17 protein-coding genes are annotated in these 14,038 nt (G+C 64.9%); all 17 read left to right on the top strand.

Features of this window, described 5'->3' with window-relative positions; genetic code table 11:
* Nucleotides 1-61 precede the first annotated feature (61 nt).
* The 17 genes from thiE (at nt 62) to nuoI (ending at nt 14,015) form a co-directional block, all read left to right on the top strand.
* Nucleotides 62-751, top strand: a complete 690-nt coding sequence (gene thiE, locus AAHM44_RS10390) for a thiamine phosphate synthase (RefSeq protein ID WP_269575253.1) — start codon at nt 62-64, stop codon at nt 749-751.
* Nucleotides 752-856: 105 nt separating this feature from the next.
* Complete coding sequence (locus tag AAHM44_RS10385; protein WP_342249920.1) at nt 857-1,864, top strand: L,D-transpeptidase family protein; 1,008 nt, start codon at nt 857-859, stop codon at nt 1,862-1,864.
* A gap of 5 nt (nt 1,865-1,869) precedes the next feature.
* Nucleotides 1,870-2,472 (top strand): M23 family metallopeptidase, encoded by a 603-nt coding sequence (locus AAHM44_RS10380; RefSeq protein WP_342249919.1) that lies wholly within the window; start codon nt 1,870-1,872, stop codon nt 2,470-2,472.
* A gap of 155 nt (nt 2,473-2,627) precedes the next feature.
* Nucleotides 2,628-3,191, top strand: a complete 564-nt coding sequence (gene efp, locus AAHM44_RS10375; protein ID WP_184166428.1) for an elongation factor P — start codon at nt 2,628-2,630, stop codon at nt 3,189-3,191.
* A 131-nt stretch (nt 3,192-3,322) separates the two neighbouring features.
* Complete coding sequence (locus AAHM44_RS10370) at nt 3,323-4,138, top strand: inositol monophosphatase family protein (protein WP_342249918.1); 816 nt, start codon at nt 3,323-3,325, stop codon at nt 4,136-4,138.
* A gap of 180 nt (nt 4,139-4,318) precedes the next feature.
* Entirely contained in the window at nt 4,319-4,693 is a 375-nt protein-coding gene (locus tag AAHM44_RS10365; RefSeq protein ID WP_086129639.1) for an NADH-quinone oxidoreductase subunit A, read from the top strand.
* On the top strand, nt 4,684-5,226 hold the full coding sequence (locus tag AAHM44_RS10360; RefSeq protein ID WP_184166422.1) for a NuoB/complex I 20 kDa subunit family protein: 543 nt from the start codon (nt 4,684-4,686) through the stop codon (nt 5,224-5,226). Before AAHM44_RS10365 ends, AAHM44_RS10360 begins: the two co-directional genes overlap by 10 nt.
* 5 nt (nt 5,227-5,231) lie before the next feature.
* Nucleotides 5,232-6,143 (top strand): NADH-quinone oxidoreductase subunit C, encoded by a 912-nt coding sequence (locus AAHM44_RS10355; RefSeq protein WP_342249935.1) that lies wholly within the window; start codon nt 5,232-5,234, stop codon nt 6,141-6,143.
* Nucleotides 6,143-7,378 carry an NADH-quinone oxidoreductase subunit D gene (locus AAHM44_RS10350; protein ID WP_342249917.1) on the top strand — a complete coding sequence of 412 codons (1,236 nt, stop codon included), beginning with the start codon at nt 6,143-6,145 and terminating at the stop codon, nt 7,376-7,378. The genes AAHM44_RS10355 and AAHM44_RS10350 overlap by 1 nt, the downstream gene beginning before the upstream one ends.
* Nucleotides 7,375-7,713, top strand: a complete 339-nt coding sequence (locus tag AAHM44_RS10345; protein ID WP_269575257.1) for a nuclear transport factor 2 family protein — start codon at nt 7,375-7,377, stop codon at nt 7,711-7,713. Before AAHM44_RS10350 ends, AAHM44_RS10345 begins: the two co-directional genes overlap by 4 nt.
* Nucleotides 7,713-8,381: a complex I 24 kDa subunit family protein gene (locus tag AAHM44_RS10340; protein WP_269575258.1), complete on the top strand. Its 669-nt coding sequence runs from the start codon at nt 7,713-7,715 to the stop codon at nt 8,379-8,381. The genes AAHM44_RS10345 and AAHM44_RS10340 overlap by 1 nt, the downstream gene beginning before the upstream one ends.
* Nucleotides 8,381-8,554 carry a hypothetical protein gene (locus tag AAHM44_RS10335; protein ID WP_184166411.1) on the top strand — a complete coding sequence of 58 codons (174 nt, stop codon included), beginning with the start codon at nt 8,381-8,383 and terminating at the stop codon, nt 8,552-8,554. The genes AAHM44_RS10340 and AAHM44_RS10335 overlap by 1 nt, the downstream gene beginning before the upstream one ends.
* Nucleotides 8,555-9,853: an NADH-quinone oxidoreductase subunit NuoF gene (gene nuoF / locus AAHM44_RS10330; RefSeq protein WP_184166408.1), complete on the top strand. Its 1,299-nt coding sequence runs from the start codon at nt 8,555-8,557 to the stop codon at nt 9,851-9,853.
* Nucleotides 9,850-10,479, top strand: coding sequence for a hypothetical protein (locus tag AAHM44_RS10325; protein WP_184166405.1), 630 nt, complete (start codon nt 9,850-9,852; stop codon nt 10,477-10,479). Before nuoF ends, AAHM44_RS10325 begins: the two co-directional genes overlap by 4 nt.
* A 1-nt stretch (nt 10,480) precedes the next feature.
* Complete coding sequence (nuoG, locus tag AAHM44_RS10320) at nt 10,481-12,481, top strand: NADH-quinone oxidoreductase subunit NuoG (RefSeq protein WP_342249916.1); 2,001 nt, start codon at nt 10,481-10,483, stop codon at nt 12,479-12,481.
* A complete protein-coding gene (nuoH, locus tag AAHM44_RS10315) occupies nt 12,478-13,530 on the top strand; it encodes an NADH-quinone oxidoreductase subunit NuoH (RefSeq protein ID WP_269575261.1) in 1,053 nt (350 codons plus the stop codon). Before nuoG ends, nuoH begins: the two co-directional genes overlap by 4 nt.
* Nucleotides 13,527-14,015, top strand: coding sequence for an NADH-quinone oxidoreductase subunit NuoI (gene nuoI / locus AAHM44_RS10310; protein WP_184166397.1), 489 nt, complete (start codon nt 13,527-13,529; stop codon nt 14,013-14,015). Before nuoH ends, nuoI begins: the two co-directional genes overlap by 4 nt.
* The last annotated feature ends 23 nt before the right edge of the window (nt 14,016-14,038 follow it).

The following is a 14,038-nucleotide window of genomic DNA, read 5'->3' as shown; positions in this document are numbered from 1 at the left end:
GCTGTCACGCCCTTTCGATCGACAGTGGTGCAGCCAGGCGGGTTTCGCTAAGGCAGCCGGAATGACCGACCTTGATGAAGATGGCCTGCCGCCGCTCGACCCGAATTTCGCCGACCAGTTCGTGCGCGACGTGCGCCGCCCGAAGTGCCAGCTCTATTTGATCTCGCCGCTCGATGTGGCGGGGGCATTCCCGGAGCGGCTCAAGCGCGCGCTCGGCGCAGGGCCGGTGGCGGCCTTCCAGTTGCGGGTGAAGGGCGTCGACCAGCACGAGGCGGCGCGTCTCGGCGAGCCGCTGCGCAGGATCTGCGCGGATGCGGACGTGGCGTTCATCGTCAATGACGATGTCAGCCTGGCGAAGCGACTGGATGCCGACGGCGTGCATCTAGGGCAGGGCGACGGCGATCCGCGCGAGGCGCGCGCGGTGCTGGGCCCGCAGGTGCAGATCGGGGTGACCTGCCATGACAGCCGCCACCTGGCGATGGAAGCGGGTGAGGCCGGCGCCGACTATGTCGCGTTCGGCGCCTTCTATCCGACCACGACCAAGGAAACCAATCACCGGCCCGAGCCGGTGATCCTGAGCTGGTGGTCGGCACTGTTCGAGCTGCCCTGTGTCGCGATCGGCGGGATCACGCCGGACAACGCCGCGCCGCTGGTAAAGGCAGGCGCGGACTTCCTGGCGGTTTCCAACGCCGTATGGGGCGGGGACGAGGAAGCGGCGGTGAAGGCGTTCGCGGCGGTGCTGGCCGGCTGACCTATTCCGTCATCCCGGCGAAAGCCGGGATGACGATGCTTTCGAAACCAACCTAGAGTTCCAGCCGTTGTTCTTGCGGAACGTCGTCTGCAGGAGCTTGATTTGGTGCGGAAATTCCTTGGGCTGTCGGCTTATCTCGCCTGTGCCTCGCTCGGTCCCAACGCCCTCGCGCAGGCGGGAACTTCGGGCAAACCGCCGATCGACTATACCATCCTCCATGCCCAGGTGATCCTCGATCATCTCGGCTTTTCGCCGGGCATCCTCGATGGGCGGGATGGGCAATCGCTCACTGCGGCGCTCAAGGGATTCCAGACTTCGCGCGGGATGACGCCCAGCGGCAAGCTGGATACGTTGACGATCAAGGCGCTGGCGCCCTATGCCTCGCTGCGGCCCGTGCGAAAGCTGACGCTCGATGCGGAGACCCTGAAGGGACCGTACGTCAATCCGATCCCGAAGGATCCGGAGAAGCAGGCAAAGCTGCCGTCGCTCGGTTACACCCGTCCGCTCGAGAAGCTGGCCGAGATGTTCCACACCACGCCGGAGGTGCTGGTGGAGCTGAACCCGGGCGGCAAGGCGATCGGACCCGGGGCGGAGTTCGTCTTCCCCAATGCGCTGCCCGCATCGCGCGATTATCCGGCGGACATCAAGCCGGAGTGGCGCGCGACGCTCACCATGCTCAACGTCGAGGCCAAGGTGCCGGAGGCGGACCATCTCGTCGTCGACAAGAGCGAGAAGGTGCTCAAGGTGTTCGACAAGCAGGATCGCCTAGTAGCGCAGTTCAACGCGACCATGGGCAGCGAACATGATCCGCTCCCGATCGGCACCTGGAAGATCTATGGGGCGGACACCAACCCCAAGTTCCACTACAATCCCAAGCTGTTCTGGGACGCGAGGAAGGGTAGTGACCCGGCGATGTTGCCGCCGGGACCCAATGGCCCGGTGGGGGTGGTATGGCTGGACCTGTCGAAGGAGCATTACGGCATCCATGGCACACCCGAGCCGCAGCTGATCGGCCGCACCGAAAGCCATGGCTGCATCCGCCTGACCAATTGGGATGCGGCCCGGCTCGCGCTGATGGTCAAGCCGGGCACCAAAGCCGTATTCCAGGAATAGAGGCGATGCTGGTCTGGGCGAAACGGATCGGCTGGGGGATGGGTGCGCTGCTGTTGCTGCTTGCGCTGGCCTTCCTCTCGCTGGTCCGGATCACCGTCCAGCCAGCATCGGCGCCCGTGTCGCAATCGGCTGCAGTGGAGCCGACGGCACAGCCCGTTGCAGCCAATGGCGACCCGGTAGCGCTGATCATCCCGGTGGAAGGCGTCGCGGCGCGCCAGCTCAGTGACACCTGGGGGCAGAGCCGGGGTGGGGGTGCCCGCGAGCATCACGCGATCGACATCATGGCACCCCAGGGCACACCGGTGCTCGCCGCCGCCTCGGGCACGGTCGAGAAGATCTTCGAGAGCGTGAATGGCGGGCACACGATCTATGTCCGCACGCGAGACCGAACGACGATCCATTACTACGCGCATCTCGACAGCTATCTCGTCGCCGAGAGGCAGGCGGTACGCCAGGGCGAGCGGATCGCCACGGTGGGTAATACCGGCAGCGCGCAGGGCGGGGCGCCGCATCTCCATTTCGAGATCAAGTTGATGCAGCCGGGCGAGGGCTGGTGGCAGGGCCAGAACATAAATCCCTATCCGCTGCTGCGGGATGCCGATCGATAGTCCGTCAACAGGCAGGAAGCCGGTATCTCGCGCCGCAAAGGGACAGCGTGCGGCACGAGGCCCCGGCTTTCACCCGCGCGGGATGGCTTGCCGAAGACGCCGCACGCGGCTAAAGGCGCGCGCTCAGCTCTTTCTCAGTTCCATAGGTCTCGACCATGAAGATCAGCGGCGTGGACATCCGTCCCGGCAACATCATTGAATATGAAAACGGCATCTGGCGTGCCGTGAAGATCCAGCACACGCAGCCCGGCAAGGGTGGTGCGTACATGCAGGTCGAGCTCAAGAACCTTCGCGACGGCCGCAAGAACAACGTCCGCTTCCGCTCGGCGGAAACGGTCGAGCGCGTGCGCCTCGATACCAAGGACTTCCAGTTCCTGTATCCGGAGGGCGACACGCTCGTCTTCATGGACAAGGAAACCTACGACCAGACCACGCTGCCGCGCGACCTGCTCGGCGACGCGGCCGCCTTCCTGCAGGATGGCATGGACGTGGTGATGGAGCTCTATGACGAGGAAGCCATCAGCGTGCAGCTGCCCGACACGATCGAAGCGACGATCGTCGAGGCCGATGCGGTGGTGAAGGGTCAGACGGCCTCGTCGTCGTACAAGCCGGCCGTGCTCGACAATGGCGTGCGCATCATGGTCCCGCCGCATATCGCCTCGGGCACGCGCATCGTCGTCGATGTGTACGAGCAGGCGTACGTCCGCCGCGCGGACTAAGGACGAGCGGACGAGGCGGGTAGCCACGCTATCCGTCCGATCCGCCGGCCCGGCCGGCGAGCAGAGCTCGACCGACGGCACAGGCTTCGCCTGCGCCGGGCCGTTTGGAAGTTTGTTGTAGGGAATTCGACTTGGTAGCCCATTCCGGCCTCATCACCGTCATGGAGCGCGCCTGCCGCAAGGCCGGCCCGCGCCTGCGTCGCGACTTCAACGAGGTCCAGCACCTCCAGGTCAGCCGCAAGGGCCCTGCCGACTTCGTCAGCATTGCCGACAAGCGCGCCGAGGACACGCTGATCGAGGAGCTGCAGAAGGCGCGTCCGGACTGGGGCTTCCTGGTCGAGGAGCGCGGCGAGATCGCCGGCGATCCGGACAAGCCGCGCTGGATCATCGATCCGCTCGACGGCACCAGCAATTTCCTCCACGGCATCCCGCATTTCTGCATCTCGATCGCGGTCGAGGATCCGCGGGGCGCCCAGGGCAAGCCCGAGGTGACGCACGCCTATATCTACCAGCCGCTGACCGACGAGAGCTTCTGGTCGGAAAAGGGCCGCGGCGCCTGGCTGCAGGACCAGCGCCTTCGCGTTTCGGCTCGCCGTCACCTCGACGAAGCGCTGATCGCGACGGGTATCCCGTTCCTGGGCCATGGCAATTTCGCCGAATGGAGCCGCATCTTCGGTGCGGTCGCGCCGGAAGTGGCGGGGATTCGCCGGCTCGGCGCGGCCGCGCTCGATCTCGCCTGGGTCGCCGCCGGTCGTTTCGACGGCTTCTGGGAATCGGACCTCAAGCCCTGGGACGTCGCTGCCGGCATGCTGCTGGTGAAGGAAGCCGGTGGGTTCGTAACCGATTACCGTGGCCAGGACCTGGCGCGCGAGCGTAACCAGTATCTCGCCGCCAATGACGTCCTGCATTCGAAGCTGCACAAGCTGGTGGCCAGCGCGCTGCGCTGAGCAGCGCTCCTATAAAATAACGCATTTCAAAGGATTTACCCGGCCGCGTTGCCGGGTTTTTCCGTTTGGGCCCCATGTGGACTTATTGCGAGTGATTCTCAGGGGTTAGAACCCTTGCCGCACTCGGCTCATCGTCCTAAAGCCCCCGTCAGATTCCGCAGTCGCGAGAAGAGAAGGCCATTGGTCGACCTGTCACAATATCTGCCGATCCTGTTGTTCCTCGGGGTCGCCCTCGCGCTTTCCAGCGCCTTCGTGTTCCTGCCCATGCTGGTCAGCCGGCTGACGGGCTCGCACAAGCCGACGGAAGCAAAGCTCAGCGAATATGAGTGCGGCTTCCCCGCATTCGAGGATTCGCGCAGCCAGTTCGACGTGCGCTTCTACCTCGTCGCCATCCTGTTCATCATCTTCGATCTCGAAGCTGCGTTCCTGTACCCGTGGGCCGTCTCGGTCTTCTCGCTGGGCTGGACCGCCTGGATCTCGATGATGATCTTCATCGCCGAGCTCACGCTCGGCCTCGTCTACGCCTGGAAGAAGGGAGCGCTCGAATGGGAGTAGAGCTCACCACGACGCCGCCCCCGCCGGGAACCCTCCCGGACGTCGGCTTCCTGAACGACATCAATGCCGAGATCGGCGACAAGGGCTTCCTGGTCACGTCGACCGAGGAGCTGTTCCAGTGGGCCCGCACCGGTTCGCTGTGGTGGATGACTTTCGGCCTCGCCTGCTGCGCGGTCGAGATGATCCACGTCAACATGCCGCGCTACGACATGGAGCGCTTCGGTGCCGCGCCGCGCGCATCGCCGCGCCAGTCGGACGTGATGATCGTCGCCGGCACGCTGTGCAACAAGATGGCTCCGGCCCTCCGCAAGGTCTATGACCAGATGTCGGAGCCGAAGTACGTCATCTCGATGGGCAGCTGCGCCAATGGCGGCGGCTATTACCACTACAGCTACAGCGTCGTGCGCGGCTGCGACCGGATCGTGCCGGTGGACATCTATGTCCCGGGCTGCCCGCCGACCGCCGAAGCGCTGCTGTATGGCATCATGCAGCTGCAGCGTAAGATCCGCCGCGTCGGGACGATCGAACGATGAGCGCCGTGAAGACCGTGGCGCCGCGCTATGCGTCGAACGAAGGCGTGATCCACGCGGCCAAGGCCGCGCTCGGTGATATCCTGGTGCACGCCGAGGACAAGGTCGGCGAAGTGAACCTGACGCTCGACCGCGCCCGCGTGGTCGAGGGCATGACGCTGCTGCGTGATACGCCCGGCCTCGAGTTCCAGCAGCTCATGGAAATCGCCGGTGTCGACTATCCGGAGCGCGCCGAGCGTTTCGAAGTGGTCTATTGCCTGCTCAGCCTGACGCGGAACCACCGCATCAAGGTTAAGGCGATCACCGACGAGGATAAGCCGGTTCCGTCCGTCACGGGTATCTGGCCGGTCGCCGGCTGGCTCGAGCGCGAAGTGTACGACATGTACGGCGTGCTCTTCTCGGGCAACACCGACCTGCGCCGCATCCTGACGGACTATGGTTTCGTCGGCCATCCGCAGCGCAAGGACTTCCCGCTGACCGGCTTCGTCGAGCTGCGCTATTCGGAAGAAGCGAAGCGCGTGGTCTATGAGCCCGTCACGCTGGCCCAGGACTTCCGTACCTTCGACTTCATGAGCCCGTGGGAAGGCGCCGAGTACATCCTGCCCGGCGACGAGAAATATGTCGCGCCGACGCCGCCGGCCCCGCCGCCTGCACCGGCTGCCAAGCCCGCACCGGCACCTGCTCCGGCCGCTGCGCCGCAGCCCGAGGCCAAGGGCGCGCCGACGCCGCTGACCGCCGACGAGATCCGCAAGCCGGCTCCTGCGGCCAAGCCGACCAAGGCAAAGGTGACCAAGCCCAAGACCAGCGACAGCACCGCCGACACCGGCGCGGGCAAGTCGGGTCCCGAGGCCGGCCCGGAGCCCGCCGAAAAGAAACCCCGCAAGCCGCGCGTCAAGAAGGCGCCGGAGGGTGAAGCGTAATGGCTGATTATCTCGACGAGATCGAAGGCGTCATCGACGGCGGCAAGCCGGAGAAGGGCGACACGGAGATCGCGAACTACACGATCAACTTCGGCCCGCAGCACCCGGCGGCCCACGGCGTGCTGCGCCTGGTGACCGAGCTGGACGGCGAGATCATCGAGCGCGTCGATCCGCACGTCGGTCTGCTTCACCGCGGCACCGAGAAGCTGATCGAGTACAAGACCTACACCCAGGCGCTGCCGTATTTCGATCGCCTCGATTACTGCTCGCCGCTGGGCATGGAATACAGCTATGTGCTGGCGGTCGAGAAGCTGCTCGACCTCGAGGTTCCGCTGCGCGGCCAGTACCTCCGCGTGTTCTTCGCCGAGCTGACCCGCATCTGCAATCACATGCTGAACCTCGGTTCGCACGTGATGGACGTTGGCGCGATGACGCCGAACCTGTGGATGTTCGAGATCCGCGAGGACTGCCTGAACTTCTTCGAGCGTGCTTCGGGCGCGCGCATGCACTCGAACTATTTCCGCGTGGGCGGCGTCCGTCAGGACGTGCCGCTCAAGCTGCTGACCGACATCGCGGAATGGCTCGACACGCGCCTGCCGCGCCTGTTCGGTGACGCGATCAGCCTGGTCGCGGAGAACCGCATCTTCCTGCAGCGCAACGTCGACATCGCGGTGGTGAGCCGCGAGGACGCGGTGGGCTGGGGCTTCTCGGGCCCGATGATCCGCGGCGCGGGCATTCCGTGGGACCTGCGCAAGTCGCAGCCCTATGACGTGTACGACCGCATGGACTTCGAAGTGCCGGTCGGTACCCGCGGCGACTGCTATGACCGGTTCATGGTCCGCGTCGAGGAAGTCTACCAGTCCGCGCGCATCATGAAGCAGTGCCTCCAGCAGATGCCGGAAGGCCCCGTGCTCACCCTCGATCGCAAGGTCGCGCCGCCCCGTCGCGGTGAGATGAAGCAGTCGATGGAAGCGCTGATCCACCACTTCAAGCTCTTCACCGAAGGCTATCACGTACCTGCCGGCGAAGTGTATGTCGCAACGGAGAGCCCGAAGGGCGAGTTCGGCGTGTATCTGGTCTCGGACGGCACCAACAAGCCGTATCGCTGCAAGATCCGCCCGACCGCATTCAGCCACCTCCAGGCGATGGACTTCATGTCGAAGGGCCACATGCTCGCCGACATTACCGCCATCCTGGGTGCGCTCGACATCGTGTTCGGGGAGTGCGACCGGTGAGCGCCGACCGCATTGCGATCACCCATCAGATGATCGCGCACTACAATGCGCAGGACGCCGACGCCTATGTCGAGCTGATGACCGACGGTGCCTGCGAGGCGGGCTATCGCGGCGCGGTGCTGCGCGAAGGCAAGGAAGGCGTGCGCTCGGGACTGAAGGCGATGTTCGCCGAGTTCCCGCAGAACCGCGCCGAGATCCTGACCAGCTATGCGCTGGGCGACACCGTCGTCCTGCACGAGAAGGTCGCGCGGTCGCCCGAGAGCGATCCGTTCGAAGTTATGTCGATCTATTCCTTTGCCGACGGCAAGGTCGATCGCGTGGAGTTCATTCGTTAATGGCTGACGCACCCCAACTCCCCGATGAAGCGGAGGTCCGCGCGCGCTGGGGCAATTTCCAGTGGACGCCGGAGAATGCCGAGAAGGCACGCGAGATCATGGGCCGCTATCCGGCGGGCCGGCAGATGTCGTGCACCATCCCGTATCTGGATCTCGCCCAGCGCCAGGTTGGCGCCGAGACCAATACCCAGGGCTGGCTGCCGATCCCGGTGATCGAGTTCATCGCGAAGCAGCTCGACATGCCGTATATTCGCGTGTTCGAAGTCGCGACCTTCTACACCATGTTCAACCTGGTGCCGGTCGGCCGCTTCCACGTGCAGGTCTGCGGCACCACGCCGTGCATGCTGCGCGGTTCGGACGACGTGATGGCGGCGTGCAAGGCGCGTGGCCTCAAGAAGGGTCACACCACCGAGGACGGCCTGTTCACGCTGACTGAAGTCGAGTGCATGGGCAATTGCTCCTCGGCGCCGATGGTGCAGATCAACGACGATAACTTCGAAGACCTCACCTATGATCGCACGCTGACGATCCTCGACGCGTTGGCCAGGGGCGAGAGCCCCAAGCCCGGTACGCAGGAGCCCGGCCGCCACACGGTCGAGCCGCTCGGCGCGCCGACTAATCTGGCCGCGATGGAAACCGCGAACCACGATTATCGGGGTGAGTGGTGATGAAGCAGGAGACCAAGAACCTCGTCTTCGTCATCCTCGCGATCATCGGCGGCATCGTTGTGCTCGGCTGGGCGCTCAAGCTGGCGTTCAAGCTGGTCGGCATCGCGATCGTGCTCGGCCTGGCCGTGCTCGCATATATTTTCATTCAGAACATGGTGGGGAAGGGTCGATAGATGCTCGCGGATAAGGACCGCATCTTCACCAATGTCTACGGTTTCCAGCCGTGGAACCTGCCGGCTGCCCAGAAGCGCGGCGATTGGGACAAGACCAAGGATCTGATGTCGATCGGCCAGGACGCCATCATCGACAAGATCAAGGCGTCGGGCCTGCGTGGCCGCGGCGGCGCGGGCTTCCCGACCGGCATGAAGTGGAGCTTCATGCCCAAGGAACCGCGCCCGGATCGGCCGAACTTCCTGGTGATCAACGCCGACGAGTCCGAGCCGGGCTCGTGCAAGGACCGCGAGATCATCCGCCACGATCCGCACAAGCTGATCGAAGGCGCGCTGATCGCCGGCTTCGCGATGCGTGCCCGTGCCGCCTATATCTACATCCGCGGCGAGTATATCCGCGAGGCCGAGACGCTCTTCGCAGCCGTGAAGGAAGCGTATGACGCCGGCCTGCTCGGCAAGAATGCGTGCAAGTCGGGCTATGACTTCGACGTGTTCGTGCACCGCGGTGCCGGCGCGTACATCTGCGGCGAAGAGACCGCGATGCTCGAGAGCCTCGAAGGCAAGAAGGGCCAGCCTCGCCTGAAGCCGCCGTTCCCGGCGGGCGCGGGCCTCTATGGCTGCCCGACCACGGTGAACAACGTCGAGTCGATCGCGGTTGTCCCGACGATCCTTCGCCGTGGCCCCGAGTGGTTCTCCAGCTTCGGCAACGAGAACAACCGCGGCACCAAGCTCTTCCAGATCTCGGGTCATGTCGAGAAGCCGTGCGTGGTCGAAGAGGCCATGTCGATCCCGTTCCGCGAGCTGATCGAGAAGCATTGCGGCGGTATCCGTGGCGGTTGGGACAATCTGCTCGCGGTGATCCCGGGCGGTTCCTCTGTGCCGCTGGTTCCGGCAGCGCAGATCATGGACTGCCCGATGGACTTCGACGGCCTGCGCGCCCTCGGTTCCGGCCTCGGCACCGCGGCGATCATCGTCATGGACAAGTCGACCGACGTCGTCCGCGCGATCAGCCGCCTGTCGTACTTCTACAAGCACGAGAGCTGCGGCCAGTGCACGCCCTGCCGCGAAGGCACCGGCTGGATGTGGCGCGTGATGGAGCGCCTGCGCACCGGCGACGCCGATATCAGCGAGATCGACACGCTGCAGCAGGTGACCAAGCAGGTGGAAGGCCACACGATCTGCGCGCTCGGCGACGCAGCGGCGTGGCCGATCCAGGGTCTGATCCGGCACTTCCGCCCCGAGCTCGAGCGCCGCATCAACGAGCGCCAGGCTGGCAACGGCATGCAGGAGGCCGCGGAGTGAAGGCCGCACTGGCCTTTATCCTTGCAGCGGGCTGTGCCCTCGGCGCGGTCGCGCCTGCGCATGCGCAGAGCGACGGAGGTGCCGAGGCGCGGAAGAACCGCGACGCCGAACGGAATGCCATCGAGCTGATGGGCTGCCTCGCGCGCAGCGAAAAGCGCCAGGCCGCCGCGGTGATCGGGCTCGAGCCCGGTTCCGAGGCCGAGGGCAAGGCATTCATGGGCCTGTTCGACAGTGCCCGCATGTGCGTGCCGCGCGGCAAGAAGGTGAACACGCAGGGTGTGAACCTGCGCGGCGTGCTTGCCGAGGCGCTGTATGTGCGCACCTTCCGCGATGCCGGCCCCGCTTCGGGTGCCGCGCAGCCGGACTGGCTGAAGCAGCCGACGCACGCTGCCTATGCGGTCGTCCAGTGCGCCGCTGAGAAGGATCCGGTTGCGGCCGATCGCCTGCTCCGCACTCAGTGGCATTCGCCCGAGGAAGTCGCGGCCGCGGATGCGCTGCTGCCCACGCTCCAGACCTGTGCGAATGGCCGCCAGGTCAATTTCGATCGCGTCACCCTGCACGGGCTGATCGCGGAAGCATTGTTCAGGGCGCGCGGCGGCTTGTCCGCGTCCGAGGGAAATAGCTGAGATGCCAAAGCTAACCGTCGACGGAATTGAAGTGGAGGTGCCTGCGGGCGCCACCGTGCTCCAGGCCTGCGAGGCCGCGGGCAAGGAAATTCCGCGCTTCTGCTATCATGAGCGCCTGTCGATCGCCGGCAATTGCCGCATGTGCCTCGTCGAGGTGAAGCCCGGGCCGCCCAAGCCCCAGGCTTCGTGCGCGCTGCCCGCCGCCGACAACCAGGAAATCCGCACGGACTCGCCGATGGTGAAGGCCGCACGCGAAGGCGTGATGGAGTTCCTGCTGATCAATCACCCGCTCGACTGCCCGATCTGCGATCAGGGCGGCGAGTGCGACCTGCAGGACCAGTCGGTCGCCTATGGTCGCGGCCACTCGCGCTACACCGAGAACAAGCGCGCTGTGACTGAGAAGTATATGGGTCCGATCATCAAGACGATCATGACCCGCTGCATCCAGTGCACCCGCTGCGTTCGCTTCGGCGAGGAAGTGGCTGGCGTGGAGGATATCGGCGCGATTTATCGCGGCGAGAACATGCAGATCACGACCTATCTCGAGAAGGCGTTCAAGAGCGAGCTCTCGGGCAACGTCGCCGACCTCTGCCCGGTCGGCGCGCTGACCCACAAGCCGGTCGCCTTCGAGTATCGCTCGTGGGAGCTGAAGAAGAACCTCTCGATCGACGTGATGGACGCGGTCGGCACCAACATCCGCCTCGACAGCCGTGGTCGTCAGGTGATGCGCGTGCTTCCGCGGATCAACGAGGACGTCAACGAGGAGTGGGCGCACGACAAGACCCGCTATCATGTCGACGCGCTGGTTCGCCGCCGCCTCGACAAGCCCTATGTCCGCAAGGACGGCAAGCTGGTCGAAGCGAGCTGGGACGAAGCGTTCGACGCGATTGCTGCTGCTGCCAAGGGCGCCGGCTCGAGTGTTGCCGCGATCGCCGGCGACCTGGTCGATTGCGAGACGATGTTCGCCGCCAAGTCGCTGGTGAAGGCGCTGGGTTCGGACCGGCTTGAAGGGCGCCAGACCGGGCTGTCCTATGACGTGTCGAACCTCGGCTCGGTCGCGTTCAACACGACCATCGCCGGCATCGAGGAAGCGGACGCGATCCTGCTGGTCGGCTCGAACCTGCGTTTCGAAGCCCCGCTGATCAACACGCGCATCCGCAAGGCGATCAAGAAGGGTGCGAAGGTCTTCGCGATCGGCGAAGAGACCGACCTGACCTACAAGGTCGAATGGCTGGGCAACGACTTGGGCCTTCTCGCCAAGCTGCCGGCTTCGGCCGCCGAGGCGATCGACGCAGCGAAGAAGCCTGTCCTGATCGTCGGCCCGGCCGCGCTCAAGGAAGGGCAGGGCGCCACGCTCGCCATGGCTTCGGCTTTCCAGCGTGATGGCTGGAACGGCTTCAACGTCGTCCACACCGCCGCTGCGCGCATGGGCGGGCTGATGCTCGGCTACGCCCAGAAGGGCGGTATCGCGGACATCGTTGCCGCCGCGCCGAAGCTCGCCTTCTTCCTCGGCGCCGACGAAGTGAACTTCGAAGGCTTCAAGGACAGCTTCAAGGTCTATGTCGGCCACCACGGCGACAATGGCGCGCATCATGCGGACGTCATCCTGCCGGGTGCGACCTATGCCGAGAAGCCGGGCACCTATGTGAACCTGGAAGGTCGCGTGCAGCGTGCCGACCGTGCCGTGTTCGCGCCGGGCGACGCTCGTGAGGACTGGACGATCCTGCGCGCGCTTTCGGATCGCCTGGGCCATACGCTCCCGTTCGATACGTTCGAGCAGCTGCGCGCCCAGATGGCGAGCGAAGTTCCGGCGCTGGGCCAGGAAGGCCTTGCCGGCTACGAGTTCTCGCCGCCGAAGCTCGCCGCCAAGGCATCGGGCCCGGTCGGCTATGCCGTCGCCGATTTCTATCTCACTAACGCCATCTGCCGTGCCTCGCCGACCATGCAGCGCTGCTCGGCCGAACTGATCCACGGCGAAGACTTCGCAGAGGCCGCAGAATGACGTCCTGGTTTACCTATCTCGGCCTCCCGTTCGGCCTGGCGTGGTTCGTCGCCACGCTGATCGACATCCTGGTCATCGCGCTGCCGCTGATGCTGGCCGTGGCGATGGTCATCTATGTCGACCGCAAGATCTGGGCGGCCATGGCACTGCGCCGCGGCCCGAACGTGGTCGGCCCGCTCGGCCTGCTCCAGTCGTTCGCGGACGGCCTCAAGGTCTTCCTGCAGGAAACGATTATTCCGTCGGGCGCCAACAAGACGCTCTTCCTGCTCGGCCCGATCATCACCTTCACGGTCGCGCTGATCGTGTGGGCGGTGGTGCCGTTCCAGTTCGGCGTGGTGCTGGCCAACATCAATGTCGGCCTGCTCTACGTGCTCGCGGCCTCGTCGCTCGGCGTCTACGGCATCATCCTCGCCGGCTGGGCTTCGAACTCGAAATACCCGTTCTACTCGGCGATCCGCGCGGCTGCGCAGATGGTGAGCTACGAAGTCTCGATCGGCTTCGTGCTGATCTCGATCGTGCTGTGGACCGGTTCCTTCAACATGACCGACATCGTCGAGCATCAGAAGGGCCATGTCCTCGGCATCTTCAACTTCTATGCGCTGAACCCGCTGCTGTTCCCGATGGCCGTGGTGTTCTTCATCTCGTCGCTCGCCGAAACCCAGCGCGCACCATTCGACCTTACCGAGGCCGAGAGCGAGCTCGTCGCGGGCTATCAGACCGAATATTCGTCGATGGCCTTCGCGCTGTTCTGGCTGGGCGAGTACGGCAACGTGCTGCTGATGAGCGCGCTGAACGCGACGCTGTTCTGGGGTGGTTATCTGCCGCCGCTGGATCTCCCGATCCTCTACTGGATCCCGGGCATCATCTGGCTGCTGCTCAAGATCAGCTTCGGCTTCTTCCTGTTCAGCTGGGTCAAGGCCACGGTGCCCAGGTACCGTTATGATCAGCTGATGCGCCTGGGCTGGAAGATCTTCCTGCCGCTGTCGCTTCTCTTCGTCTTCCTCGTTTCCGGGTACCTCATGCTGACCCGGGTTGGAGTGCCCGCATGAGCACCGTCGCCCATTTCATCAAGACCTGGACTCTCTGGGAGTTCGTGAAGGCGCACGCCCTGACCTTGAAGTATTTCTTCAAGCCCAAGGCGACCATCAACTATCCCTATGAGAAGAACCCGCTCTCGCCCCGCTTCCGCGGCGAGCATGCGCTGCGTCGCTATCCCAATGGCGAAGAGCGCTGCATCGCGTGCAAGCTGTGCGAGGCGGTGTGCCCGGCGCTGGCGATCACGATCGAAGCCGAGCCGCGCGAGGACGGCAGCCGCCGCACCACGCGCTACGACATCGACATGACCAAGTGCATCTATTGCGGCCTTTGCCAGGAAGCATGCCCGGTCGATGCGATCGTCGAAGGGCCGAACTTCGAGTTCGCCACCGAAACCCGTGAGGAGCTGATCTATCAGAAGGAAAAGCTGCTCGCGAACGGTGACCGCTGGGAGCGCGCCATCGCCGCGAACCTTGCCGCCGATGCACCGTATCGTTAAGCGCACGCCAATCTACAGGGGCC

Source organism: Sphingomonas sp. OTU376 (assembly GCF_038440415.1).
Classification (GTDB): Bacteria; Pseudomonadota; Alphaproteobacteria; order Sphingomonadales; family Sphingomonadaceae; genus Sphingomonas; species Sphingomonas kyeonggiensis_A.
The sequence above is the reverse complement of the archived record's forward strand: the minus strand, read 5'-3'. Positions and strand labels throughout refer to the sequence as shown.

What these genes read in the sequence shown, in the direction of transcription:
- thiE (WP_269575253.1), top strand. Translation starts at nt 62, where the DNA reads ATGACCGACCTTGATGAAGATGGCCTGCCGCCGCTCGACCCGAATTTC.
- AAHM44_RS10380 (WP_342249919.1), top strand. Translation starts at nt 1,870, where the DNA reads ATGCTGGTCTGGGCGAAACGGATCGGCTGGGGGATGGGTGCGCTGCTG.
- efp (WP_184166428.1), top strand. Translation starts at nt 2,628, where the DNA reads ATGAAGATCAGCGGCGTGGACATCCGTCCCGGCAACATCATTGAATAT.
- AAHM44_RS10360 (WP_184166422.1), top strand. Translation starts at nt 4,684, where the DNA reads ATGGGAGTAGAGCTCACCACGACGCCGCCCCCGCCGGGAACCCTCCCG.
- AAHM44_RS10350 (WP_342249917.1), top strand. Translation starts at nt 6,143, where the DNA reads ATGGCTGATTATCTCGACGAGATCGAAGGCGTCATCGACGGCGGCAAG.
- AAHM44_RS10340 (WP_269575258.1), top strand. Translation starts at nt 7,713, where the DNA reads ATGGCTGACGCACCCCAACTCCCCGATGAAGCGGAGGTCCGCGCGCGC.
- AAHM44_RS10335 (WP_184166411.1), top strand. Translation starts at nt 8,381, where the DNA reads ATGAAGCAGGAGACCAAGAACCTCGTCTTCGTCATCCTCGCGATCATC.
- nuoF (WP_184166408.1), top strand. Translation starts at nt 8,555, where the DNA reads ATGCTCGCGGATAAGGACCGCATCTTCACCAATGTCTACGGTTTCCAG.
- nuoG (WP_342249916.1), top strand. Translation starts at nt 10,481, where the DNA reads ATGCCAAAGCTAACCGTCGACGGAATTGAAGTGGAGGTGCCTGCGGGC.
- nuoH (WP_269575261.1), top strand. Translation starts at nt 12,478, where the DNA reads ATGACGTCCTGGTTTACCTATCTCGGCCTCCCGTTCGGCCTGGCGTGG.
- nuoI (WP_184166397.1), top strand. Translation starts at nt 13,527, where the DNA reads ATGAGCACCGTCGCCCATTTCATCAAGACCTGGACTCTCTGGGAGTTC.